The sequence below is a fragment of the Streptomyces spiramyceticus genome (genome assembly GCF_028807635.1).
GTDB classification, from domain to species: Bacteria; Actinomycetota; Actinomycetes; order Streptomycetales; family Streptomycetaceae; genus Streptomyces; species Streptomyces spiramyceticus.
Genome location: NZ_JARBAX010000002.1, coordinates 116,912 through 141,352 on the forward strand (window position 1 = coordinate 116,912; position 24,441 = coordinate 141,352).

Genomic DNA, 24,441 nt, shown 5'->3' on the forward strand with positions numbered 1-24,441 from the left:
GCCGAGGGTTGCTAGTCCTGCTTCTTGCGGCGCGTACCGAAGACGATCTCGTCCCAGCTCGGTACGGCAGCGCGCCGTCCCGGCCGGACCCCGTCGGCCTCTGCCTGCCGGTCCGTCGTACCAGTGAGCCGGTCGCGGTGACCGGCCACCGCACGCGGCATCAGGACATCGGCGTACGCGGAACCGGCGCCCGCGGAGGCGGCGGTTGCCGGGGGCTCCTCGGAATCGGGCTCCTGCGCGGTGGCGGGCTCGGCCGTCGGCGGCTCCGGTGGCGGCGCGGGCCGCTCGGGCACCACCATGTCGCCGCGGAAGCTCGGTACCGCCTCCAGCAGGCTGGTCAGCGAATCCCGCTCGCTGCCCGTGCTCTCCTCCGGCTCCGGAGCGGTCGGCCGCTCCATCTGACGGTCGAGGGCCCGGTCCAGCGGACGATCCCGGGGCAGCCGCGCGATCCGCGGTACGAACGGGAAGCTCGGCTCAGGGGCGGCGGCCGAGTCCGCGTCGGTCGGTTCGCCGATCAGCGACCGCGCCTCGTCGTCCACCGCCTGTACGAGCCGCCTGGGCGGGTCGTACGTCCAGCTCGCGGAGTGGGGCTCGCCCGCGACGCGGTAGACCAGCAGCACTTCCCACGTGCCGTCGTCGCGCCGCCACGAGTCCCACAGGACCGTTTCCTTGTCGGCGCCGCGCAGCAGCAGCCGCTCCTGCACCGCCTCGCCGAGCTGGGGTCCTGTCCCGGTGTTCTCGCCGGGGCGGCGTACCGGGGTCTTCCTGGCGCGCTCGGCCATGAAGGCGCGCTCGGCGAGCACGGGACCCTCGAAGCGGCGGACCCGGTCGACCGGAATGCCCGCGAGCTGAGCGACCTCCTCCGCGGAGGCACCGGCGCGTATACGCGCCTGGATGTCGCGAGGGCGGAGATGGCTCTCCACCTCGATCTCGATCTGACCGAGACGGGCGCGGTCGTTGCGCACGGCGGCGCGCAGCCGTTCGTCGATCGGAAGCGTGTACTCCGTGCTGTCAGCAGCCTTCAGCACCAGTCGTGTGCCGTCATTCGAGACGGCCACGACACGCAGTTCGGGCATGGGAACCTCCCGGGTGGTGCCTGCCGACGTCACGTGCGTCGCTGCTTCCGCTAGTCGAGTGTGGCCTGCCCGGGTGCAGCCTGCCACAACATTGCCGAGTTGCCCGGCGTGTCGGGCATCAGCCCCGGATGGCCGTTATGGCACGGTTACCGTTTCACCACTCATAGTGACTGCCTCGTCACTCTGTGCAGTGGGTGCCCCCGATTGGGCCGGACCCAGGGCTCGCCACAGTACTCCATTCGGGCCATGGGGGTGGACCGGCGCGCCACCGAAGTTCTCCCGGTGTACGGGAGTTGAGCCGATCTGTTCTTTCGTGCGAAGTGTGTGTGCGTGTCCTGCTTCACAGAATCGCCGGAAACGGAACTAATCACTTCGCCCAAATGTCTCTTCTTGTTGCAAGACGGATCAGATGGGCGATCAGAGGCTGGTACATGGGCGGGAAGCCGGAAACCGAGACAGGTGAGCAGAAAAAACCGCGAATCGATCTGAGCGTGGCTCAGGTCGCCGGCAGTGCGGTGGCCGCGATCGTGGCGGCGGTGCTCGCATCAAAGCTCGGCGTGTACGGGACGATCATCGGCGCGGGCGTGGTCAGCGTCGTCGCGACCAGCGGCGGCACGATCTTCCAGCATCTCTTCCGGCGTACCGGGGAACAGATCCGCGAAGTCACCGTCCAGGCGAAGCCGAAGGCACGTCAGGTGCCTGTGCCCGACGAGCCGATGCCTGCGTACGCCGACGAGTTCGGCGAGGCCACGACGCACGGCACGCGGGTCAGGGGCTGGAAGCGCTCCGCCGTCCCTGCCGCCCTCGTCTTCGTCCTGGCCATGGGTGGCATCACGGCGTACGAACTGGCCTCCGGCGGCGACCTCAGCGGCGGCACAGGCAGCACCGTGGGCAACGTCCTGCGCGGTGGCGGCGGGGAGCAGGGGCAGAAGCAGACCCCGGCTTCGGACACGCCGTCAGAAGGCAGGCAGAGCAGCGGTACGGACGGCGGCGAGAGCCCCGACAAGGGCTCAGAAGCCGGCACAGGCACCGGCACTGACCCTCAAACCGGCACTGACCAGGGCGCCGGCTCGCCCGACCCGGCCAAGACGCCCACGACGGACGGCGGCGCGACCGGCGAAGCGGCCCCTACGCCCACACCCACTCCCACCCCGACACCGACCGGCAGCACCGGCGGCGACAGCGGCGAAACGGAGAGCGGCGACGCCACCGGCAGTGGCGGCGACGACGCGACGGACAGCGGCAGCACCTCAACTCCGTAACCGGGCAGGGAGGAGCGAGGCGTCAGTCGCCCAGGACCCGGCGCAAGTAGTCATTGGCGAAGAGGCGCTGAGGGTCCAGCCGGTCGCGCAGCGCCGTGAACTCGCCGAAGCGCGGGTACGCCCCGGCCAGGTACTCGGCGTCGCGTGTGTGCACCTTGCCCCAGTGCGGACGGCCGCCGTGCGCGGTCATGATCCGCTCCACCGCGGTGAAGTACGACTGGTACGGGGTGCCCCTGTAGAGGTGCACCGCGATGTACGCCGTGTCCCGGCCGGAGGCCGTGGAGAGCGTGATGTCGTCCGCCGGTGCCGTACGCACCTCGACGGGGAAGCTGACGCGCAGCGGCGAGCGTTCGACGAGTGCCTTCACCTCGCGCAGCGCCTCGACCGCGGCCTCACGCGGGATGGCGTACTCCATCTCCATGAAGCGCACGCGGCGCGGACTCGTGAAGACCTTGTAAGGAATGTCCGTGTACGTACGGGCGGACAGCGCGCGGCTGGAGAGCTTGGCGATGGAGGGTATGGCCGCGGGGACGGCACGGCCGACCGAACAGGCCACCTGGAAGATGCCGTTGGAGAGGAGCTCGTCCTCGATCCAGCCGCTGACTCTGCCGGGCGGTGCGGCGGGGCCCGCGCTGCGGTTGTTGCGCTTGGTGTTGCAGTTGCCGGTGTGGGGGAACCAGTAGAACTCGAAGTGCTCGTTCTCCGCGTGGAGGGCTTCGAAGTCGGCCGTGACCCTGTCGAAGGTCATCGGCTCCTCACGGGCCGTCAGCAGGAAGACCGGCTCCACGGCGAAGGTGATCGCGGTGACGACGCCCAGCGCGCCGAGGCCCAGCCTGGCGGCCGCGAAGACATCGGGATTCCCCTTCTCGGAGCAGGTCAGCAACGAGCCGTCCGCCGTGACCAGTTCCAGGGCGCGTATCTGCGCGGCGGTCGAGGCCGAGTCGCGGCCCGTGCCGTGGGTGCCCGTGCTGGTCGCACCGGCCACCGTCTGCTCCATGATGTCGCCCATGTTCGTGAGCGACAGGCCCTCTCTGGCCAGCGCCACGTTCAGGCGCTTGAGCGGAGTGCCGGCCTCCACGGTCACGGTCCCGGCCGCGCGGTCGATCTTGCGGATGCCGGTCAGCAGATCGGGGCGTATGAGCACACCGTCGGTCGCGGCGGCCGCCGTGAACGAGTGGCCCGTGCCGACGGGCTTCACCTTCAGCCCGTCCTCCGCGGCCCTGCGCACGGCCTCGGCGAGCTCTTCCGCCGAGGCCGGAGTGACTTCCCGTACCGGACGGGCGGTCACATTCCCCGCCCAGTTACGCCACGTGCTCGCCGTCCGGGATGCCGTCCTGGATGTCGTGGCCATCTGCCCCGTGCCCTCCCCGCGTCGGTGCCGGCGTGCGCAGCCGGCGGTACCCCAGGAACGCGACGACGGCCGCGACAGCTCCCGCCGCGACGGGCACTCCGTACCCCGCGTCCGCTCCCGCCGCGTCGACCACCCAGCCTGCGGCCGAGGAACCGAGAGCGACTCCGACGGCGAGCCCGGTGCCTGTCCAGGTCATGCCCTCGGTCAGCTTGGTGCGCGGTACGTGCTCCTCGATGAGGGCCATGGTGGTCACCATCGTCGGTGCGATGGCAAGGCCCGCGACAAAGAGCGCCACGGCCAGAAACGGCAGGTTCCCGGCCAGTTGGAGGGGGATCATACTCACGGCCATGGCGCAGACCCCCACCAGCCACCTTCTGGACGCCGGGCCCTTGAGATGCAGCAGTCCGAAGACCGCTCCCGCGAGGCAGGAACCGAGCGCGTACACGGCGAGGACGAGGCTGGCGGCCGCCTTGTGACCCTGCTCCTCGGCGAAGGCCACCGTCACCACGTCGATCGCTCCGAAGATCACGCCGACGGCGACGAACGTGGCCACCAGCACCTGAAGTCCGGGGGAGCGCAGCGCGGAGCCGCCGGTGTGTTCGTCGCGGGGGTGCGGGACGGGCTCGGTGGCGCGCTGGGCGGTCAGCCAGAAGACGCCGATGACGAGGAAGGCGGCGGCGATCAGCGGGCCCGCCTCGGGGAACCAGGCGGTCGAGAGCCCGATGGAGACGATGGGGCCGAAGATGAAGCAGGCCTCGTCGGCTATGGACTCCCAGGAGTACGCCGTGTGCAGTTCGCGCGGTGAGCCGCGGTAGATCTCCGCCCAGCGGGCCCTGGTCATCGATCCCACGCTCGGTACGCAGCCCGCGCCCGCCGCGAAGACGAAGAGCGTCCACTCGGGGGCGCCCTGATGGGCGCAGATCAGCAGGCCCGCGACCGCCGCGACGGCGACCAGGGTGGCCGGGCGCAGGACGCGGCGCTGCCCGTACCTGTCGACGTAACGCGATATCTGGGGGCCCAGCACAGCGGCCGCCATCGCGAGCGTCGCGGAGAGGGCGCCCGCCAGCCCGTACCGGCCGGTGAGCTGAGAAATCATCGTCACGATGCCGATGCCCATCATGGACAGCGGCATCCGGCCGAAGAAGCCGGCCACGGAGAACGCCTTGGCGCCGGGGGCGGAAAATATCGCGCGGTAGGGACTGGGCAAGGGAGTGCTCCGGTAAGGCGTATAGGTGGGCACTACAGCTTACGGCGGTATCGGGTTCCCGCTCGCCAGTTGAGGGTGGCAGGATCGGAGCCATGCCCGACCAGCGCGATCCCGCCCCTTACGACGCCCTGCTGCTGCTCTCCTTCGGCGGCCCCGAAGGCCCCGACGACGTGGTCCCGTTCCTGGAGAACGTCACCCGCGGCCGGGGCATCCCCAAGGAGAGGCTCAAGGAGGTGGGGCAGCACTACTTCCTGTTCGGCGGAGTCAGCCCCATCAACGAGCAGAACCGGGCGCTGCTCGACGCCCTGCGCAAGGACTTCGCCGAGCAGGGCATGGGCGGTCCGGGCGGCCTGCCGGTCTACTGGGGCAACCGCAACTGGGCGCCCTACCTGACCGACACCCTGCGCGAGATGGCCGCCGACGGCCGACGCCGCATCGCCGTACTCGCCACGAGCGCGTACGCCTCGTACTCGGGCTGCCGCCAGTACCGCGAGAACCTCGCCGACGCCCTCGCGGCCCTGGAGGCCGAGGGGATCGAGCCGCCGCGCGTCGACAAGCTGCGGCACTACTTCAACCACCCGGGCTTCGTACGACCGATGGTCGACGGCGTCCTGAAGTCCCTGGCGGGTCTGGATCCGGACGTACGGGCGGGCGCCCACCTCGCCTTCACGACCCACTCCATCCCGACCGCCGCGGCAGACACGTCCGGCCCGGTGGACGAGCACGGCGACGGCGGTGCGTACGTCGCACAGCATCTGGACGTCGCCCGGCTGATCGCCGAGACCGTCCGCGAAGAGACGGGCGTCGAGCACCCCTGGCAGCTCGTCTACCAGTCGCGCAGCGGCGCCCCGCACATCCCGTGGCTGGAGCCGGACATCTGCGACCACTTGGAGGCGCTGCACGGCGCGGGAGCGCCCGCCGTCGTCATGGTCCCGATCGGCTTCGTCTCGGACCACATGGAGGTCCTGTACGACCTCGACACCGAGGCCACCGCCAAGGCCGCCGAACTCGGCCTGCCGGTCGCCCGCTCCGCAACGGTCGGGGCGGACCCGCGGTTCGCCGCGGCCGTGCGCGAGCTGCTGCTCGAACGGGCGGCCACCGAGCGGGGGCGCGCGGTGGAGCGCTGTGCGCTGGGCGCACTCGGCCCTTCGCACGACCTCTGCCCGGTCGGGTGCTGCCCCGCCAGGTCGCCCAAGCCCGCTGCGGCGGGTGCCGACAGCCCGTACGCCTAGTTGTCTCATTCGGTACGCATCCGTACGTCCGTACGCACAAGGAGAGCTGTGACCGACACCCTCAAGTCCGAGCTGCTCGAACTGGCCCTGGAAGCCGCCCGCCGCGCCGGCGAACTGCTGCGGGACGGCCGCCCCGCCGACCTGGGCGTCGCCGCCACCAAGTCCAGCCCCATCGACGTCGTCACCGAGATGGACATCGCCGCCGAGAAGCTGATCACCGGCTTCCTCGCCGAACACCGCCCCGACGACGGAGTCCTGGGCGAGGAGGGCGCCAGCACCGAGGGCACGAGTGGGGTCCGCTGGGTGATCGACCCGCTCGACGGCACCGTGAACTACTTGTACGGGCTCCCCACCTGGGCCGTGTCCATCGCGGCGGAACAAGGCGGCGAGACGGTCGTCGGCGTCGTGGCGGCCCCGATGCGCCGCGAGACGTACCAGGCGGTCCTGGGCGGCGGCGCGTACGCCAACGGCAGCCGGCTGCACCACCGCGCGGCCCCGCCGCTGGACCAGGCCCTGGTCTCGACCGGCTTCAACTACGTCGCCACCGTGCGCACTCACCAGGCGGACGTCGCCCAGCGCCTCATCCCGAGGCTCCGTGACATCCGGCGCAGCGGCTCGGCGGCCATCGACCTGTGCGACGTCGCCGCAGGCCGTCTGGACGGCTACTACGAGCGCGGACTGAGCCCCTGGGATCTGGCGGCGGGGGACCTGATCGCGCGGGAGGCGGGCGCGGTGACGGGTGGGCGGCCCGGGCAGCCCGCGTCGGGCGAGCTGACGATCGCGGCGTCGCCGGGGGTCTTCGAGCCGCTCCAGGCCCTGCTGGAGGACTTCGGCGCCTGGCACGACTAGACGGGCCGGACCGGCGGGCAACGGACCGCTACGCACGGGGGACCGGCAGGCACGCGAAAGGGCCCCGCACCTTCCCCTCGGTGCCGGGCCCTTCCTTACGTGTACGTGTACGTGTGCTCCGTACGGTCGACCGGGCGGGTCAGGCGCGCGCGGCGCCCACCTCCACGCCGTGTTCCGCAGCGAGGCGGTGCAGGTCGTCCAGCTCTGCCTGCTCCACCTCCGCGAGGAAGTCGTCGCCCGTTTCGCGAGCCATCGTGAGGTCGGATTCCGTGGCCTTTATGCGCTGCAGCAGGCCTGCGGTGAAAGCGTCCATGGGTGCGCCCCCTCGTCATGGGTCGGTGGCACGGGGGTGTGCCGAGGGTCGGGTGGATCACGCGGACCGTCTGGGTACAGGGGACAGAGCGGGCTGTGGCGTGCCACATACAGGGCGTGATCGCGGGGTGTGCAGTCGTCCTCCCCACGGGCTGCCTCATGAAAACCTCAACTGGCCCGAGAATCATGGAATTACCCCGCTGTGCCCGGTCAGGGGCCCGTTCCGGCCCCCTGCCTTACCGCCGGTTTATGGCCGAAAGGGGCAGGATGGCAGCGCACAGTCAATGGGACAGACCTGCCCTCAGGGGCATCAGCGGAAGGAATGCGACGTGCGCGTACTCGTCGTCGAGGACGAGCAGCTGCTCGCCGATGCGGTGGCCACCGGACTGCGCCGGGAGGCCATGGCCGTCGACGTCGTGTACGACGGCGCGGCCGCTCTGGAACGTATCGGGGTCAACGACTACGACGTCGTCGTTCTCGACCGTGACCTCCCGCTCGTCCACGGTGACGACGTCTGCCGCAAGATCGTCGAGCTGGGGATGCCCACCCGCGTCCTGATGCTCACCGCCTCGGGTGACGTCAGCGACCGCGTGGAGGGCCTGGAGATCGGCGCTGACGACTATCTGCCCAAGCCGTTCGCCTTCAGCGAGCTGACCGCGCGGGTACGTGCCCTCGGGCGCCGTACGACCGTGGCGCTGCCGCCCGTCCTGGAGCGCTCCGGCATCAAGCTCGACCCGAACCGCCGCGAGGTCTTCCGCGACGGCCAGGAGATCCAGCTGGCGCCGAAGGAGTTCGCGGTGCTGGAGGTGCTGATGCGCAGCGAGGGCGCCGTCGTGTCGGCCGAGCAGCTGCTCGAAAAGGCCTGGGACGAGAACACCGACCCGTTCACGAACGTCGTGCGCGTCACGGTCATGACCCTGCGCCGCAAGCTCGGGGAGCCGCCGGTCATCGTCACGGTGCCCGGCTCCGGCTACCGGATCTGACGCCCGTGGCCGCGACCCCGGCGCCGCCCGCGGCGCCACCGAAACCGACCTGGGACCCGAGCGGGCACCGGACCTCGTTCCCCTGGCTGCGTCCGACCATCCGGATACGACTGACGCTGCTGTACGGCGGCATGTTCCTGATCGCCGGCATCCTGCTGCTCTCGATCATCTACCTGCTGGCCGCCCAGGCCCTCACGGTGGGCAGTGACCTGCCCTTCAGGATCGTGAGCGGCAAGGTCGAGAGCTCGGTGTGCGACCTGCCGGACCAGGCCACGCCCGAGCAGTTCAACGCGGCCATGAACGCCTGCGTCAACGACCAGCGCCAGCACGCGCTCGACCAGCTGCTCAGCCGCTCGCTGCTCGCGCTGCTCGGGCTCAGCGTCATCGCCTTCGCCTTCGGTTACGCCATAGCGGGCCGCGTCCTGGCGCCGCTCGGCAGGATGACCCGTACGGCCCGCAGGGTGGCCGGTACGGACCTGACCAGGCGGATCGAGCTGGACGGCCCGGACGACGAGCTCAAGGAGCTCGCGGACACCTTCGACGAGATGCTCGACCGTCTGGAGCGGGCGTTCACGGCCCAGCAGCGGTTCGTGGGCAACGCGTCGCACGAACTGCGCACGCCGCTCGCGATCAACCGGACCCTGCTGGAGGTCCACCTCTCCGACCCCGGGGCGCCCCCCGAGCTCCAGCAGCTCGGCAAGACGCTGCTGGCCACCAACGAGCGCAGTGAGCAGCTCGTGGAGGGCCTGCTGCTGCTCGCCCGCAGCGAGAACCAGATCGTGGAGCGCAAGCCGGTCGACCTCGCCGAGGTCGCCACGCGCGCCATCGACCAGACACACGGCGAGGCCGCGGCGAAGGACGTGGAGATCCGTGGCGAGCGAGCGCCCGTCGTCGTACAGGGCAATGGTGTTCTGCTGGAGCGGATCGCCCTCAACCTCGTGCAGAACGCCGTGCGCTACAACGTGGCCGAGGACGGCTGGGTCGAGGTGACCACCGAAGTCCAGCACGGACAGGCGGTCCTGGTGGTCTCGAACACCGGTCCAGTGGTTCCCGCGTACGAGATTGACAACCTCTTCGAGCCGTTCAGGCGGCTGCGTACGGAGCGGACCGGCAGTGACAAGGGTGTGGGCCTCGGCCTGTCCATCGCGCGCAGCGTCGCGAGGGCCCACGGAGGCCGTATCATCGCGGAGCCCCGCGAGGGCGGCGGCCTCGTGATGCGTGTCACTCTCCCGATCTGAGACGTTTCGCGAAGCAGCGCGGCTTGTTCGCTTTACGCGGAATTTTCGGGACGTAATCCTGGAAGGCCCGTGTGTGATCGATCACAGGAGCGGATTTCTGGCCGTCTACTCTCCGTGATCGCCAACGCCCCTGGAAAGCCGGTAAAAGTCCGGGTTTCCTGGGGGTGAGATAACGGGAAGTACACGAGGTGGCGCTCGTGAAGTGTGGCCTCAGGACCGTGTACGGTCCCGATCGCCATCCAAACCGAGCACTCCTGAGGGGCTCGGTTGGGTGTCGATTGAGTAACAGACCTTGATGTGAGGCAAAATCTCCGCCTCAGGTCGGGCACAAGTCCGGCCTCTCACGCGTTACGTGCGCTGAGACACCGCAACCACCCAGAGGGGGAGAGCGACATGGCAACGGATTACGACACCCCACGCAAGACCGATGACGACGTCGACCAGGACAGCCTTGAAGAGCTCAAGGCACGTCGGAGCGACAAGACCGCATCGGCCGTTGACGTGGACGAATTCGAGGCCGCCGAGGGGCTGGAACTGCCCGGCGCGGACCTCTCCAACGAAGAGCTCGCCGTACGGGTCCTGCCCAAGCAGGCCGACGAGTTCACCTGCATGAGCTGCTTCCTCGTGCACCACCGGAGCCAGCTGGCCAGGGAGAAGAACGGTCAGCCGATCTGCCGCGACTGCGACTGAGGTCGGGGTCGGCCGTGGCAGGCGCGACACCGTCAGAACCGTCAAGGAGGAAGCGCTTCCGGCGGAAGGGTTCACCGGAGGCGCCGCACGGCGTGAGCGCGGCCGTCGGCGCACGTGACGACGAGCGAGGCCTGCCGGCCTCGCTCGAAGCTGCGGAAGGGCCCACAGCTCGGGCCCGGCGCCTGGCGGCTGTCAAGCGGCACGCACGCAAGGGCGGCGAGAGCGCGAAGGCCTGGCTCGGTCACCTGGCCGACCGGGTCATCGAGATCGCGCCGCGCATTCCTGTGCGCGACCTGGCGACACTGCGCAAGCAGTTCCCGGGCCTCGGCCCCGAGCAGCTTGCCGACAAACTGGTGGCGGGTGCGGCCAACGGCACCTCCACCGTGGGCGCGGGCATCGGTGCGGCCGCCATGCTGCCCGTACCACCCGCGATGCCGGCCGAGCTGGCCGCCGAGGTCACCGGCGTCGCCGCGATCGAGCTGAAGCTCATCGCGGAGCTGCACGAGGTCTACGGCGTACGGCCGCCCGGCAACCTCAGGGAGCGCAGCACCGCCTACCTCAACTCCTGGTCGCAGGAGCGGGGGATCGACGTGACCAAACCGGCCACGTACAACGCCGCGCTCGGCAGCCAGATGAAGCGCGAGCTGCGGCAGCAGATCATGAAGCGCATGGTCCGCAATCTGCCGAACCTCATGCCGTTCATGGTCGGCGCGGCCGTCGGCGCGGTGATGAACCGGCGCGACACCAGAAAGCTCGCCCACCGGGTCCGCAAGGATCTGCGCAGCATGCAGGTCCCCTGGGACGCACTGCCCCTGATGGCCCCGCTGGAACAGCCGCAACTGCCGCTCGACTGGCAGCCCGGCCGCAAGGAGCTGGAGGGCTAGCCCGCCCGTACGGCCGTGAGAGCCGCCTTCAGGGCCTCCGGGTCGCGCGTCGAGAGGTAGACATACGGAGTCGCGTCGTCCGGGTCGGTGATCTCTACGCGCAGCGCCGTCGGGATGTAGCTGCGCAGCAGCATGTGGGCGCGGGTGTCGGCCTTGTACGACCGCCAGGCACGGGCCTCGTCGGCGTCCAGCACGTGCGCCTCTCCGAGCGCCGAGACCGGGATACGGGCGTCGCCCGCGACGAGCGCGTCGCCCACCACGCGGATCCGCTGGGAGCCGTACGAACTCACCCCGGCCGCGGCGAGCGCGCAGCCGCCGATCAGGCCGCCCAGCATCGGCAGGAGACCCAGCGGCAGCAGCATCAGAGCGCCCGAGACGCCGACGAGTGCGGCGATGATCCACCACGAACGGGGTGCGGTCAGACGTTCTGTGTAATGCGGGGCGTACTGCGGGGCGGAAGGCTGCATGAATCCAAGCTTGGCACGGCGCGACCACTAGTAGCCGCGCGGGTAAGGTCTGCGCCTGTGAGTACTGAGAACTCCCGGGAGACGGCCCCCGGGTCCGCGGCCCTCAAGCCCCCGGCCGACGCCATAGCCCCGGTCCGGCACCCCGACGCACCACCGCCCGGAGAGCTCCTCGGTGCGCACTACGAGCACTGTTTCGGCTGCGGCGGCGGACAGCCCCACGGACTGCACCTCCAGGCGCGGGCCGGCGAAGGTGTGCGTGTCTCGGCCGAGTTCACGGTCAAGCCCGCCCACCAGGGTGCTCCCGGCCTCGCGCACGGCGGCGTACTGGCCACGGCTCTCGACGAGACGCTCGGCTCGCTGAACTGGCTGCTGCGGGTGATCGCGGTGACCGGCCGGCTGGAGACGGACTTCGTGCGTCCCGTGCCCGTGGACACCGTGCTGCACCTCGACGCCGAGGTCACCGCCGTGCACGGCCGCAAGATCTACTCCACGGCGACCGGACGGATCGGTGGCCCCGACGGGCCCGTTGCCGTCCGTGCCGACGCCCTCTTCATCGAAGTCAAGGTCGACCACTTCATCGAGAACGGACGCCCGGAGGAGATCCGGGCGGCGATGGCCGACCCCGATCAGGCCAGGCGTGCCCGCGCCTTCGAGGTGAACCCATGACACGTAACCCTGTCGATGTGCTGATCCGCCGGGTCGACCCCGACGTACCGATCCCTTCGTACGGACATCCGGGCGATGCCGGGGTCGATCTGGTCACCACCGACACCGTCGAACTGGCCCCCGGCGAACGGGCGGTCCTCCCCACCGGGGTGTCCATCGCGCTGCCCGACGGGTACGCCGCCTTCGTGCACCCCCGATCCGGCCTTGCCGCCCGCTGCGGAGTCGCCCTCGTGAATGCCCCGGGGACGGTGGATGCCGGGTACCGTGGGGAAATCAAGGTGATCGTGGTCAATCTCGACCCGCGCGAAAGCGTGCGGTTCGAGCGCTTCGACCGGATTGCCCAACTGGTCGTCCAGCAGGTCGAGAAGGTGCGCTTCCACGAGGTCGCGGAGCTTCCCGGCTCTGCGCGGGCCGAGGGGGGCTTCGGTTCCACCGGCGGTCATGCCGCAGTGGACGGCCGGGCGGGTGGGAATCGATACGCATCGGTCGTATCCGACCGGGAAGGACAGTGACGTGTTCGGACGTCGCAAGAAGAGCGAAACCGCCAACTATGTGGCGGGCGAGGCCGAGCAGGTCGTCGACGACGTCGAGACCGACGCGGCCGTGAATGGCGCGGACGGCGAGGACGGCGAGGGCGCAGTGCGCAGGGTGAACCTGCCGCCGGCACCCCGCCCGGACGGTCCTTGGGACGTGTCCGAGGTCATCGAGCCCGGAGAGGGCAGGGTCGACCTGGGCGGCATGTTCGTGCCCGGAGTCGAGGGCATGGAGCTGCGGGTCGAGGTCGCGGGGGATGCGATCGTCGCCGCGACGGTCGTACTGCGCGACAGCGCCGTCCAGCTGCAGGCTTTCGCGGCGCCCAAGAAGGAAGGCATTTGGGGCGAGGTCCGCGAGGAGATCGCGTCGGGCATCACCCAGCAGGGCGGCATCATCGACGAGGTCGAGGGCCCGCTGGGCTGGGAGCTGCGGGCCCAGGTGCCCGTACAGCTTCCGGACGGCACGGGCGGCGTGCAGATGGTGCGCTTCGTCGGTGTCGACGGGCCGCGCTGGTTCCTGCGCGGAGTGATCTCCGGCCAGGGCGCTGTGCAGCCCGAGGCCGCGGGTGTGCTGGAGCACGTCTTCAAGGACACCGTGGTGGTACGGGGCGAGGGGCCGATGGCGCCGCGCGACCCGATCGTCCTCAAGCTGCCGAACGACGCCCAGATGGTCCCCGAGGGCGTACAGCAGGAGGAGCAGGAGGGCTCGCGCTTCTCCGGTGGAATGGGGCAGCTGCAGCGCGGCCCCGAGATCACCGAGGTCCGCTGACCTGAGAGAGACCTGGCCGGTGGGCCGTACTCCCGATCCGGGAGTACGGCCCACCGGCTTTTGTTCAACGCGCGGCGGCGGACGTCAGGGCTCCGTCAAAGGCGTCAGGGTTGCGTCAAACACGTCCCGGAAGCCCGCGCTCGTCCCTTTTGTCGGAATCCATGGATGTAACTTCGGAAGCGCCGCCTGATCGGGGCCGCAATATCTCGCAACATCTTCAGATACGACAATGATGACAATGGGGCCATGGGACGCGGCAAGCTTCGGATCTACCTCGGCGCGGCTCCGGGCGTGGGCAAGACGTACGCCATGCTCTCCGAGGCCCACCGACGGGTCGAACGCGGCACCGACTGCGTCGTCGCCTACGTCGAGCACCACGACCGGCCACGCACCGAAGTCATGCTCCACGGCCTCGAAGAGCTCCCCCGCCGCGAGATCGGATACCGCGGCTCGGCCTTCACCGAAATGGACGTCGACGCCGTCCTGGAACGCCGCCCCGCCGTCGCCCTCGTCGACGAACTGGCCCACACCAACGTGCCTGGCTCGCGCAACGCCAAGCGCTGGCAGGACGTCGAAGAGCTGCTCCAGGCCGGCATCGACGTCGTCTCGACCGTCAACATCCAGCACCTGGAGTCGCTCGGCGACGTCGTCGAGTCGATAACCGGCATACGGCAGCGGGAGACCGTACCCGACGAGGTCGTCCGGCGCGCAGATCAGATCGAGCTGGTCGACATGTCTCCCCAGGCCCTGCGCCGCCGCATGGCCCACGGCAACATCTACAAGCCGGACAAGGTCGACGCGTCGCTGTCCAACTACTTCCGCCCGGGCAACCTCACCGCCCTGCGCGAACTCGCGCTCCTGTGGGTCGCCGACCGCGTCGACGAATACCTCCAGCAGTACCGGGGCGAGCACAACATCCGCTCCACGTGGCAGGCACGCGAACGCATCGTCGTAGGTCTCACCGGCGGACCCGAGGGCCGTACGCTCATACGCCGCGCATCCCGCATGGCGGCCAAGGGCTCCGGCAGCGAGATCCTCGCCGTCTACATCGCCCGCAGTGACGGCCTGACTTCCGCATCGCCCAAGGAACTGGCTGTCCAGCGCACCCTCGTCGAGGATCTCGGCGGCACCTTCCACCACGTCATAGGCGACGACGTCCCGTCCGCGCTGCTGGAATTCGCGCGGGGCGTCAACGCCACCCAGATCGTGCTCGGGTCGAGCCGCCGCAAGGCCTGGCAGTACATCTTCGGCCCCGGCGTCGGTGCCACCGTCGCCCGGGACTCCGGCCCCGATCTGGACGTCCACATCGTGACCCACGACGAGGTCGCCAAGGGACGCGGACTCCCCGTCGCCCGTGGCGCACGCCTCGGCCGCGCCCGGATCGTCTCGGGGTGGCTGGTCGGCGTGGCCGCCCCCGTCCTGCTTTCGCTGCTGCTCACCAGCCTGGAGAACGGCCCGGGGCTCGCCAACGACGTCCTGCTCTTCCTCTTCCTGACGGTCGTCGCAGCTCTGCTCGGCGGCCTGCGGCCCGCGCTCGCCTCCGCCGCCGTCGGCTCCCTGCTGCTGAACTACTACTTCACACCGCCCACCCACACCCTGACGATCAGCGACCCCAAGAACATCGTCGCCATCGTGATCTTCTTCGCGGTGGCCGTCTCGGTCGCCTCGGTGGTGGACCTGGCGGCCCGCCGCACCCACCAGGCCGCCCGGCTCCGCGCCGAGTCCGAGATCCTCTCCTTCCTGGCGGGCAGCGTCCTGCGCGGCGAGACAGCCCTCGACGCCCTGCTGGAACGGGTACGCGAAACCTTCGGCATGGAGTCCGTGGCGCTCCTGGAGCGTGCGAGCGACGTCGAACCCTGGACCCGCGCCGCGAGCGTCGGACCGAGGCAGCTGGACCGGCCCGAGGACGCCGACGTCGAAATGCCCGTCGGCGACCACATGGCGCTCGCCCTCTCCGGCCGCGTCCTGCCCGCTGAGGACCGCAGGGTGCTCGGCGCCTTCGCCGCCCAGGCCGCCGTCGTACTGGACAGGCAACGCCTGGTCGGCGAGGCGGAAGGAGCGCGCAAGCTCGCAGAGGGCAACCGCATCCGCACCGCCCTGCTCGCCGCCGTCAGCCATGACCTGCGTACGCCGCTGTCGGCCATCAAGGCCGCAGTGACGTCCCTGCGCGCCGACGACGTGGCCTGGTCGGAGGCGGACGAGGCGGAGCTGCTCGCGGGCATCGAGGAAGGCGCCGACCGGCTCGGCCACCTCATCGGCAACCTCCTCGACATGTCCAGGCTCCAGACCGGCACCGTCACCCCGCTCATCCGCGAGACCGACCTCGACGAGGTCGTCCCGATGGCGCTCGTCGGCGTACCGGCGGACAGCGTCGGCCTCGACATCCCGGAGTCGCTCCCGATGGTCGCCGTGGACCGGGGCCTCCTGGAGCGGGCCGTCGCGAACATCGTCGAGAACGCCGTCAAATACAGTCCCGACGACACCCCCGTCTGCGTCGCCGCCAGCGCCCTCGGCGACCGCGTCGAACTGAGGGTCGCGGACCGCGGACCGGGCGTCCCCGACGACGCAAAGGGCCGGATCTTCGAGCCGTTCCAGCGCTACGGCGACGCACCGCGCGGCGCCGGAGTGGGCCTCGGCCTCGCCGTAGCCCGCGGTTTCGTCGAATGCATGGGCGGCACGCTCGAAGCCGAGGACACCCCAGGGGGCGGCATGACCATGGTCCTCACCCTCAGGGCCGTCCCCGGACACGTACCGGTCCGCCCCGAACTCCCCGCCCGGGTCGCCTCGTGACCGCGCGCACGACCCCGCTCATCACCTTGTCTACGTACGCCTTGAGCCGTACGCCCCGCAGAAAGGCAGGCATCCAATGACCCGGGTGCTCGTGGTCGACGACGAGCCGCAGATCGTACGCGCCCTCGTGATCAACCTGAAGGCGCGCAAGTACGAAGTGGACGCGGCCCCCGACGGAGCGACCGCGCTCCAGCTCGCCGCTGCCCGCCACCCCGACGTGGTCGTCCTCGACCTCGGCCTGCCCGACATGGACGGCGTGGAGGTGATCAAGGGCCTGCGCGGCTGGACCCGCGTACCGATACTGGTCCTCTCCGCCCGCCAGACCTCCGACGAGAAGGTCGAGGCGCTGGACGCCGGCGCGGACGACTACGTCACCAAGCCCTTCGGCATGGACGAGCTGCTGGCCAGACTCCGCGCCGCCGTCCGGCGGGCGGAGCCGACCGGGGCCGCCGATGACGACGTGATCGTCGAGACGGACGACTTCACCGTCGACCTGGCCGCGAAAAAGGTCCACCGAGGCGGCAAGGACGTACGCCTGACCCCCACCGAATGGCACCTCCTGGAGGTGCTCGTACGGAACACGGGCCGCCTGGTCAGCCAGAAGCAGCTCCTCCAGGAGGTCTGGGGCCCCTCGTACGGCACCGAGACCAACTATCTGCGGGTCTACATGGCCCAGCTGCGCCGCAAACTGGAAGCAAATCCCTCGCATCCCAGGCACTTCGTCACCGAACCGGGCATGGGATACCGCTTCGAGCGGTGATCCGTCCTCGTCACTCCCCGGTAGGCTTCCTGTATGAGTGCCGTACCTCGTTCGGAGAAGCCTGCCGGCCGTTTCCGCCGCATGCTCGACCGGCTGTCCACCTCGCAGGAGGAGCTGCACTCCGCGGAGCTGCAGGAGGATACGCAGGCCGCGGGGTGTACACCCATCTGCGACTGCGGCGACCGTCAGATCGTCAAGGTGACTGGTACCTTGCGCACGGTCACCCTGCGTCCGCGGGCCGGCGTGCCCGCCCTGGAGGCGGAGCTGTTCGACGGCACCGCGCCCCTGGACGTGGTGTGGCTGGGCCGGCGTTCCATCGTGGGCATAGAACCGGGCCGCAGGCTCATCGCCTCGGGCCGGATCTCCATGAGCCACGGCCGCCGGGTGCTTTTCAACCCCAAATACGAACTCCGACCGCTCGGACAGGAGTAGCCGGTGACGTCTATCGACAAGCCGACCGCGACGGACCACGACAGCGAAGCAGATGACGCCCAGGCCGCGAAGGCGGTCACCGAGGCCGCCCTGTTCGAGGCCTTCGGCGGCGTGCGGGGCATGGTGGAGACCGTCCTCCCCGGCCTGTTGTTCGTGACGATCTTCACGGTCAACAAGGACCTGCACCTCTCGGCCATCGCCGCCCTCGGCGTGTCTTTGCTGCTCGTCGCCGTGCGGCTGATCCGCAGGGACACCGTCAAGCACGCCTTCAGCGGCGTCTTCGGCGTCGCCTTCGGTGTCGTCTTCGCGATGATGACCGGCAATGCCAAGGACTTCTACCTGCCGGGCATGATCTACACGCTGGGCCTGGCACTCGCGTACATCGTGACCACCATCGCGGGCGTCCCGCTGATCGGCCTCATCCTCGGGCCGGTCTTCAAGGAGAACCTCTCCTGGCGCAAGCGCAACCCCGGCCGCAAGAAGGCGTACGCCAAGGCGAGCTGGGCCTGGGGCCTGATCCTGCTCACCAAGTGCGCGATCCTCTTCCCGCTCTACTGGTGGGCCGACACGACGCAGCTCGGCTGGGTCCTGGTCGCGCTGAAGATCCCGCCGTTCCTGCTCGCGGTGTATCTGACCTGGGTCTTCCTGGCGAAGGCGCCGCCGCCCATCGACGTGTTCGCCGAGATGGAGGCGCAGGAGCAGGCCGAGAAGGAGCGCAAGGCGGCCACGGCCGCGGCGCAGCGCGGCGAGGCCTGATTTCGCTACGCGTGATTTCGCTACGCGTGATTTCGGCACAACTGATTTCGGTACGTGCCTGATTTCGGTACGACGAGGAAGGGCCCGGAACCCACCCAGGTTCCGGGTCCTTCCTCGTACGTACGCCCGTCAGCTCGCGGCGTCTTCCCTGCGCACCGACAGCAGGTCCTCCAGCTGATCCTCACGCGCCTGAGCGGCCACGAACAGCAGCTCGTCGCCCGCCTCCAGGGTCTCCTCCGGGCCGGGAGTCAGGACGCGCGTCCCCCGGATGATGGAGACCAGCGAGGTGTCCTCGGGCCACGCCACATCGCTGACCTGCGTGCCGGCCAGCGCCGACTCGGGCGGCAGCGTCAGCTCGACGAGGTTGGCGTCGCCGTGGCTGAAGCGCAGCAGCCGTACGAGATCGCCGACGCTCACCGCCTCCTCGACCAGCGCCGACATCAGACGCGGCGTGGAGACCGCGACGTCGACGCCCCACGCCTCGGTGAACAGCCATTCGTTCTTGGGGTTGTTGACACGGGCGACGACCCGCGGCACCCCGTACTCGGTCTTGGCGAGCAGCGAGACGACCAGGTTGACCTTGTCGTCACCGGTCGCCGCGATCACGACGTTGCAGCGCTGCAGCGCCGCCTCGTCGAGCGAGGTGATCTCGCACGCATCGGCCAGCAGCCACTCGGCCAGCGGCACCCGCTCCACCGAGATGGCGGTCGGCGCCTTGTCGATGAGGAGGACCTCGTGCCCGTTCTCCAGCAGCTCGCCCGCGATGGAACGTCCCACCGCGCCGGCCCCGGCGATAGCAACCCTCATCCTTGACCGCCTTCCTCGGGACCCTTCGCGCAGGCCGCCTCGACCTTCGCGATCTCGTCCGTATGCATCATCACGTGGACGAGGTCGCCCTCCTGGAGCACGGTCTGGGAGGTAGGCAGAACCGCCTCGCCCAGCCGGGTGAGGAAGGCGACGCGTACGCCCGTCTCCTCCTGCAGCCTGCTGATCTTGTGCCCGATCCACGCGGGGGACGTGTGCACCTCCGCGAGCTGCACGGCGCCACTCGGATCGCGCCACAGCGGCTCGGCCCCGGACGGCAGCAGCCTGCGCAGCATCTGGTCGGCGGTCCAGCGGACCGTGGCGACGGTGGGGATGCCCAGGCGCTGGTAGACCTCGGCGCGGCGCGGGTCGTAGATGCGCGCCGCGACGTTCTCGATGGCGAACATCTCGCGGGCCACCCGCGCCGAGATGATGTTGGAGTTGTCACCGCTGCTCACCGCGGCGAAGGCGCCCGCCTCCTCGATGCCGGCCTCGCGGAGAGTGTCCTGGTCGAAGCCGACTCCGGTGACGCGGCGGCCACCGAAACCGGAGCCCAGACGGCGGAAGGCCGTGGGGTCCCGGTCGATCACGGCGACCGTGTGCCCCTGTTGTTCCAAGGTCTGCGCGAGAGCAGCTCCCACTCGCCCGCAACCCATGATGACGACGTGCATCGTCCCGTTACCCCGCACTCCTGGTCGCCCCGCTGACCTGCACAAACACCCTGCTCACATCTCTCTGCTCGACTCACCGGGGCGGCATGGGGCAAAAGCGCCCGAATATTGCCTTGCCCCTGTCTTCGTCCACCGTAGCGGCAACTCCGAACGCGCCATCGATCACGTCGCGCATTGGGGGTGCCAGACGGAGATTCCGTGGTTATGGAGGTGGTGGGTGGGCGGCGTCGATTTCGAACGCTTACGATCCTCTGCGTGTCCAAACTGACCGACGTGCCCAAACGGATCCTGATCGGCCGGGCGCTGCGCAGCGACAGGCTGGGGGAAACCCTCCTGCCCAAGCGCATCGCACTTCCCGTCTTCGCCTCCGACCCGCTCTCGTCCGTGGCGTACGCACCGGGAGAAGTGCTCCTCGTACTCTCCATCGCGGGCGCGTCGGCGTACCACTTCAGCCCGTGGATCGCGGCCGCTGTCGTGGTGCTGATGTTCACCGTGGTGGCGTCGTACCGCCAGAACGTACGTGCGTACCCGAGCGGCGGCGGTGACTACGAGGTCGCCAACACCAACCTGGGTCCCAAGGCCGGGCTGACCGTCGCCAGTGCCCTGCTGGTCGACTACGTCCTCACCGTGGCCGTGTCGATCTCGTCGGGCGTGGAGAACCTGGGCTCGGCGATCCCCTTCGTCGTCGAGAACAAGGTCCTGTGCGCCATCGGCATCATCGTGCTGCTGACGCTCATGAACCTGCGCGGTGTGAAGGAGTCGGGCAAGCTTTTCGCCATCCCGACCTATGTCTTCGTCGCCGGCGTCTTCATCATGATCGCGTGGGGTGCCTACAAGGGGATCGTCCTCGGCGACACCATGCAGGCCCCGACCGCCGACTTCGAAATCAAGGCCGAGCACGAGGGCCTGGCCGGCTTCGCGCTGGTCTTCCTGCTGCTGCGGGCCTTCTCCTCCGGCTGCGCCGCGCTCACCGGCGTCGAGGCGATCTCCAACGGAGTCCCCGCCTTCCGTAAGCCGAAGTCGAAGAACGCCGCGACCACGCTGGCGATGATGGGCCTGCTGGCCGTCACGATGTTCTGCGGCATCATCGGACTGGCCATGGCCACCGATGTGAAGATGGCCGAGACGCCCGCCCATGACCTGCTCCGAAACGGGGTCCCGGTCGGCGACGACTATGTCCAGAACCCGGTGATCTCCCAGGTGGCGGCCGCTGTGTTCGGCGATGGAACGTTCTTCTTCGTGCTCCTCGCCGCAGCCACCGCCCTCGTCCTCTTCCTGGCCGCCAACACCGCGTACAACGGCTTCCCGCTCCTCGGCTCGATCCTCGCCCAGGACCGCTACCTGCCCCGCCAGCTGCACACCCGCGGCGACCGCCTCGCCTTCTCCAACGGCATCGTGCTGCTGGCCGGTGCGGCGATCCTGCTCGTCTGGGTGTACGGAGCCGACTCGACCAAGCTGATCCAGCTCTACATCGTCGGTGTCTTCGTCTCCTTCACCCTCAGCCAGACCGGCATGGTCAGGCACTGGAACCGGCATCTGAAGACCGAGACGGACCCGGCCGCCCGCCGCCACATGATCCGCTCCCGCGCGATCAACACCTTCGGTGCCTTCTTCACGGGCCTGGTCCTGGTCGTCGTCCTCGTCACCAAGTTCACCCACGGCGCGTGGGTCGCCCTGCTCGGCATGGTGATCTTCTACGTGACGATGAGCGCGATCCGCAGGCACTACGACGGGGTCTCCGAGGAGATCGCGGCCGCAGAGGAGCGACCCGACGAATACGTACGCCCCTCCCGGGTTCGTTCCGTCGTACTGGTCTCCAAGCTCCACAAGCCGACGCTGCGCGCGCTCGCCTACGCCAAGCTGCTGCACTCCGGCGAGCTGGAGGCGCTGACCGTCAACGTCGACGCGGCCGAGACCAAGGCCCTCAAGGAGGAGTGGGAGCGGCGCGCCATCAATGTGCCGCTGAAGATCCTCGACTCTCCCTACCGCGAGATCACGCGGCCGGTCATCGACTACGTGAAGAACATCCGCCGGGACAGCCCGCGCGACGCGGTCAGTGTCTACATCCCCGAGTACGTGGTCGGCCACTGGTACGAGCAGCTGCTGCACAACCAGAGCGCCCTGCGCCTCAAGGGCCGGCTGCTGTTCACGCCGGGCGTCATGGTCACCTCGGTGCCGTACCAGCTGCGGTCCTCCGAGGCCGCGAAGAAGCGGGCCAAGAAGCGCCAGGAGTGGAACGCGCCGGGTTCGGTGCGGCGGGGCCCGGTGGACCGGCGCCCGAAGGAGCCGAGCGGCAAAAGCTGACCGCACTGTGTTCACTGTGGTGAACGGCCGGACGACACCCACGTAGACTGGAGGGCTGTTGTCCGGCCGTACCCCTTTGACCCTCTGGAGCCACCCCGTCATGCAGAACGAATCCCAGGAATCACTGGTCGGGGTGGAGTACGAGGTCGAGGTCGGTCCTGTCGCCCACGGCGGCCACTGCATCGCCCGCACCGAAGAGGGCCGCGTGCTGTTCGTACGTCACGCGCTGCCCGGCGAGAAGGTGCGCGCCCGCGTCACGGACGGCGGCGAGACCTCCCGTTACCTGCGCGCCGACGCCGTAGAGATCATGGAGGCGTCCAAGGACCGCATCGAGGCCCCCTGCCCGTACGCGGGACCGGGCATGTGCGGCGGCTGCGACTGGCAGCACGCGAAGCCGGGCGCGCAGCGGCGGCTCAAGGGCGAGGTCATCGCCGAGCAGCTCATGCGCCTCGCGGACCTCACCCCGGAGGAGGCGGGCTGGGACGGCACGGTCATGCCGGCCCCCGGCGACAAGCTGCCCCAGGGCGAGGTGCCCGCATGGCGCACCCGCGTGCAGTACACCATCGACGACGACGGCAGGGCCGGACTGCGCAAGCACCGTTCGCACGACGTGCAGCCGATCGACCACTGCATGATCGCCGCACCGGGCGTCACCGAGCTGGGCATCGAGAAGCGCGAGTGGCCGCAGATGGCGTCGGTCGAGGCCATCGCCGCCACCGGCTCCAGCGACCGGCAGGTCATCCTCACCCCGAAGCCGGGCGGCCGCCTCCCCCTCGTGGAGCTGGACAAGCCGGTCTCTGTGCTGCGCGTGGAGGAGAAGGACGGCGGCGTACACCGCGTGCACGGCCGCGCCTTCGTGCGGGAGCGGGCCGACGAGCGTACGTATCGCGTAGGCATGGGCGGCTTCTGGCAGACCCACCCGCAGGCACCGGACCTCCTGGTCAAGGCCGTGATGCAGGGCCTGATGCCGCGCAAGGGCGAGTCCGCACTCGACCTGTACTGCGGCGTCGGCCTGTTCGCGGGTGCGATCGCCGAGCGCATCGGCGACAAGGGGGCGGTGCTCGGCATCGAGACCGGCAAGCGCGCCGTCGAGGACGCCAGGCACAACCTCCAGGACATGCCCTACGTACGCATCGAACAGGGCAAGGTGGAGCAGGTCCTGCCGCGCACGGGCATCACCGAGACCGACCTGATCGTCCTCGACCCGCCCCGCGCGGGCGCCGGCAAGCAGACGGTGAAGCACCTGGCCTCCCTGGGCGCCCGACGCATCGCCTACGTCGCCTGCGACCCGGCGGCGCTGGCCCGCGACCTGGCGTACTTCCGGGAGGGCGGCTACAAGCCGCGGACGCTGCGGGCGTTCGACCTGTTCCCGATGACGCACCATGTGGAGTGCGTGGCGATCCTGGAACCTGCAGCAAAGGGCGTCTGACCTGCAGCTTTACTTGGTGTGCGTTATGTGCGCCACGTGCGTTACAGGCGACATTTTGACGCTGCTTTGACGCACGCCCGACATATATTCTGACGAGGCATCAACTACGAAAGCCGCCTCCCCGGACCAGGCTGTGTCGCTGGTCCGGGGAGGCGGCTTTCGTGTGTAGTGGCTCGGTTCGAGCCACCACCGAGCAATAACGTCGCGAATGCAACGTCGAGTTGGCTGGTCCGCGCGAACAACTAGAGTGTCAGATACAACGACTTTGGACTATGTGACTGCCGTTCAGAACTGTATGGGGGATCTGTGAAGTTCGATATGGGCAGTACGACGCTGTCCGGACTGACCAGCAGCACGGTGGGGTCGAGTACCGATCTCGGCACGCTGATTCAGATGCTGATCGCGGCTGCGGAGCCGCTGGAGGGCAAGTTCAACGGATCGGGGAAGGTCGCGTTCGATTCGTTCAAGAACCGTTCGGACGAGATCACCGCGGCGCTCAACGGATCCCTGAACGCGATCCTGGGCGGCCAGTCCGGGATGGACAACGCCTTCGGTACCGGTGACCAGGAGACCGAGGACAACGCCACCCAGCACATGGCATCTGCGAACTTCGACGCGGCCCGGTTCTCCGGGCGATAGGGGGAACTTCCATGGCAAGTCAGGACCGGCGCAGCTACGACACAGGCGCCTCGGTAGAGGTGCAGAGCGGGCTGCAGGGCATCGTCGGGCAGTTGGAGCGGGTTCTCGCAGATCGGGACAGGGCGGTGAAGGCCGCGATGACGGAATTCACCGCCGATGGAGTCTCGGACGAGTACCACGGCAAGGAGCTCCGCTGGAACGTGGCGGCCAATGAGGTGCGCAACATCATCAAGTTGGTGCGCACGACGCTGGAGAAGAACGATGCCACCGCGCAGGCAACCTTGGCCCGGGCCAAGGCCGCGGTGGACGCCATCGGCTGACTCGGCCGTTCACAACT

The 24,441-nt window shown here is 69.4% G+C and carries 25 protein-coding genes; 18 read left to right on the forward strand and 7 right to left on the reverse strand.

What is annotated here, in order from left to right; translation table 11 throughout:
- Positions 1–11: 11 nt before the first annotated feature.
- Entirely contained in the window at positions 12–1,076 is a 1,065-nt protein-coding gene (sepH, locus tag PXH83_RS24235) for a septation protein SepH (RefSeq protein ID WP_274563139.1), read from the reverse strand.
- A gap of 491 nt (positions 1,077–1,567) precedes the next feature.
- Between sepH and PXH83_RS24240 the strand changes: the two genes are divergently transcribed.
- A complete protein-coding gene (locus PXH83_RS24240) occupies positions 1,568–2,338 on the forward strand; it encodes a hypothetical protein (RefSeq protein ID WP_338054755.1) in 771 nt (256 codons plus the stop codon).
- 22 nt (positions 2,339–2,360) lie between these two features.
- On the opposite strand, the gene PXH83_RS24245 is transcribed toward PXH83_RS24240, so the two are convergent.
- Both PXH83_RS24245 and PXH83_RS24250 read right to left on the reverse strand, forming a co-directional pair.
- Entirely contained in the window at positions 2,361–3,689 is a 1,329-nt protein-coding gene (locus PXH83_RS24245) for a D-arabinono-1,4-lactone oxidase (protein WP_274563142.1), read from the reverse strand.
- Positions 3,640–4,896, reverse strand: coding sequence for an MFS transporter (locus PXH83_RS24250; RefSeq protein WP_274563143.1), 1,257 nt, complete (start codon positions 4,894–4,896; stop codon positions 3,640–3,642). The genes PXH83_RS24245 and PXH83_RS24250 overlap by 50 nt, the downstream gene beginning before the upstream one ends.
- Before the next feature lie 92 nt (positions 4,897–4,988).
- On the opposite strand from PXH83_RS24250, the gene PXH83_RS24255 reads away from it, so the two are divergent.
- The gene (locus PXH83_RS24255) at positions 4,989–6,128 is read left to right on the forward strand and encodes a ferrochelatase (protein WP_274563144.1); all 1,140 of its coding nucleotides are present in this window, start codon (positions 4,989–4,991) and stop codon (positions 6,126–6,128) included.
- A gap of 48 nt (positions 6,129–6,176) precedes the next feature.
- Positions 6,177–6,977, forward strand: coding sequence for an inositol monophosphatase family protein (locus PXH83_RS24260; RefSeq protein WP_274563145.1), 801 nt, complete (start codon positions 6,177–6,179; stop codon positions 6,975–6,977).
- A 139-nt stretch (positions 6,978–7,116) separates the two neighbouring features.
- On the opposite strand, the gene PXH83_RS24265 is transcribed toward PXH83_RS24260, so the two are convergent.
- The gene (locus tag PXH83_RS24265) at positions 7,117–7,290 is read right to left on the reverse strand and encodes a hypothetical protein (protein WP_214929383.1); all 174 of its coding nucleotides are present in this window, start codon (positions 7,288–7,290) and stop codon (positions 7,117–7,119) included.
- Between the two features lie 328 nt (positions 7,291–7,618).
- Here PXH83_RS24265 and PXH83_RS24270 point away from each other — a divergent pair, with 328 nt between their 5' ends.
- The 4 genes from PXH83_RS24270 to PXH83_RS24285 all read left to right on the forward strand — a co-directional run bounded on the left by PXH83_RS24270 (position 7,619) and on the right by PXH83_RS24285 (position 11,084).
- A complete protein-coding gene (locus PXH83_RS24270) occupies positions 7,619–8,272 on the forward strand; it encodes a response regulator transcription factor (RefSeq protein ID WP_028814147.1) in 654 nt (217 codons plus the stop codon).
- Positions 8,273–8,277: 5 nt separating this feature from the next.
- Positions 8,278–9,510: a sensor histidine kinase gene (locus PXH83_RS24275; protein ID WP_274563149.1), complete on the forward strand. Its 1,233-nt coding sequence runs from the start codon at positions 8,278–8,280 to the stop codon at positions 9,508–9,510.
- A gap of 393 nt (positions 9,511–9,903) precedes the next feature.
- A complete protein-coding gene (locus tag PXH83_RS24280) occupies positions 9,904–10,200 on the forward strand; it encodes a DUF4193 domain-containing protein (RefSeq protein WP_214929381.1) in 297 nt (98 codons plus the stop codon).
- Between the two features lie 14 nt (positions 10,201–10,214).
- Complete coding sequence (locus tag PXH83_RS24285) at positions 10,215–11,084, forward strand: hypothetical protein (RefSeq protein ID WP_274563150.1); 870 nt, start codon at positions 10,215–10,217, stop codon at positions 11,082–11,084.
- Here PXH83_RS24285 and PXH83_RS24290 read toward each other — a convergent pair.
- Entirely contained in the window at positions 11,081–11,551 is a 471-nt protein-coding gene (locus PXH83_RS24290; protein ID WP_274563151.1) for a DUF3093 domain-containing protein, read from the reverse strand. The genes PXH83_RS24285 and PXH83_RS24290 overlap by 4 nt on opposite strands.
- Positions 11,552–11,674: 123 nt before the next feature.
- Between PXH83_RS24290 and PXH83_RS24295 the strand changes: the two genes are divergently transcribed.
- From PXH83_RS24295 to PXH83_RS24325, 7 genes are all read left to right on the forward strand, one after another.
- Positions 11,675–12,217, forward strand: a complete 543-nt coding sequence (locus PXH83_RS24295; protein WP_214929411.1) for a PaaI family thioesterase — start codon at positions 11,675–11,677, stop codon at positions 12,215–12,217.
- Entirely contained in the window at positions 12,214–12,729 is a 516-nt protein-coding gene (gene dut, locus PXH83_RS24300) for a dUTP diphosphatase (protein WP_274563153.1), read from the forward strand. The genes PXH83_RS24295 and dut overlap by 4 nt, the downstream gene beginning before the upstream one ends.
- 1 nt (position 12,730) lies before the next feature.
- Complete coding sequence (locus tag PXH83_RS24305; protein ID WP_274563154.1) at positions 12,731–13,519, forward strand: DUF3710 domain-containing protein; 789 nt, start codon at positions 12,731–12,733, stop codon at positions 13,517–13,519.
- Positions 13,520–13,765: 246 nt separating this feature from the next.
- Entirely contained in the window at positions 13,766–16,309 is a 2,544-nt protein-coding gene (locus PXH83_RS24310) for a sensor histidine kinase (protein WP_274563155.1), read from the forward strand.
- A 76-nt stretch (positions 16,310–16,385) separates the two neighbouring features.
- The gene (locus tag PXH83_RS24315) at positions 16,386–17,069 is read left to right on the forward strand and encodes a response regulator (protein ID WP_274563156.1); all 684 of its coding nucleotides are present in this window, start codon (positions 16,386–16,388) and stop codon (positions 17,067–17,069) included.
- Positions 17,070–17,102: 33 nt separating this feature from the next.
- Positions 17,103–17,501 (forward strand): OB-fold nucleic acid binding domain-containing protein, encoded by a 399-nt coding sequence (locus PXH83_RS24320; protein ID WP_214929374.1) that lies wholly within the window; start codon positions 17,103–17,105, stop codon positions 17,499–17,501.
- Between the two features lie 3 nt (positions 17,502–17,504).
- A complete protein-coding gene (locus PXH83_RS24325) occupies positions 17,505–18,257 on the forward strand; it encodes a DUF3159 domain-containing protein (RefSeq protein WP_274563157.1) in 753 nt (250 codons plus the stop codon).
- Positions 18,258–18,386: 129 nt separating this feature from the next.
- On the opposite strand, the gene PXH83_RS24330 is transcribed toward PXH83_RS24325, so the two are convergent.
- Both PXH83_RS24330 and PXH83_RS24335 read right to left on the reverse strand, forming a co-directional pair.
- Positions 18,387–19,064, reverse strand: coding sequence for a potassium channel family protein (locus PXH83_RS24330; protein WP_274563159.1), 678 nt, complete (start codon positions 19,062–19,064; stop codon positions 18,387–18,389).
- Positions 19,061–19,732 carry a potassium channel family protein gene (locus PXH83_RS24335; protein ID WP_274563161.1) on the reverse strand — a complete coding sequence of 224 codons (672 nt, stop codon included), beginning with the start codon at positions 19,730–19,732 and terminating at the stop codon, positions 19,061–19,063. The genes PXH83_RS24330 and PXH83_RS24335 overlap by 4 nt, the downstream gene beginning before the upstream one ends.
- 255 nt (positions 19,733–19,987) lie before the next feature.
- On the opposite strand from PXH83_RS24335, the gene PXH83_RS24340 reads away from it, so the two are divergent.
- The 4 genes from PXH83_RS24340 (at position 19,988) to PXH83_RS24355 (ending at position 24,424) form a co-directional block, all read left to right on the forward strand.
- Positions 19,988–22,036 (forward strand): APC family permease, encoded by a 2,049-nt coding sequence (locus PXH83_RS24340; RefSeq protein ID WP_274563162.1) that lies wholly within the window; start codon positions 19,988–19,990, stop codon positions 22,034–22,036.
- Between the two features lie 100 nt (positions 22,037–22,136).
- The gene (locus PXH83_RS24345; protein WP_274563163.1) at positions 22,137–23,465 is read left to right on the forward strand and encodes a class I SAM-dependent RNA methyltransferase; all 1,329 of its coding nucleotides are present in this window, start codon (positions 22,137–22,139) and stop codon (positions 23,463–23,465) included.
- Between the two features lie 306 nt (positions 23,466–23,771).
- Complete coding sequence (locus PXH83_RS24350) at positions 23,772–24,104, forward strand: hypothetical protein (protein ID WP_214927992.1); 333 nt, start codon at positions 23,772–23,774, stop codon at positions 24,102–24,104.
- A gap of 11 nt (positions 24,105–24,115) precedes the next feature.
- Positions 24,116–24,424: a pore-forming ESAT-6 family protein gene (locus PXH83_RS24355; RefSeq protein ID WP_214927993.1), complete on the forward strand. Its 309-nt coding sequence runs from the start codon at positions 24,116–24,118 to the stop codon at positions 24,422–24,424.
- Positions 24,425–24,441: the final 17 nt, after the last annotated feature.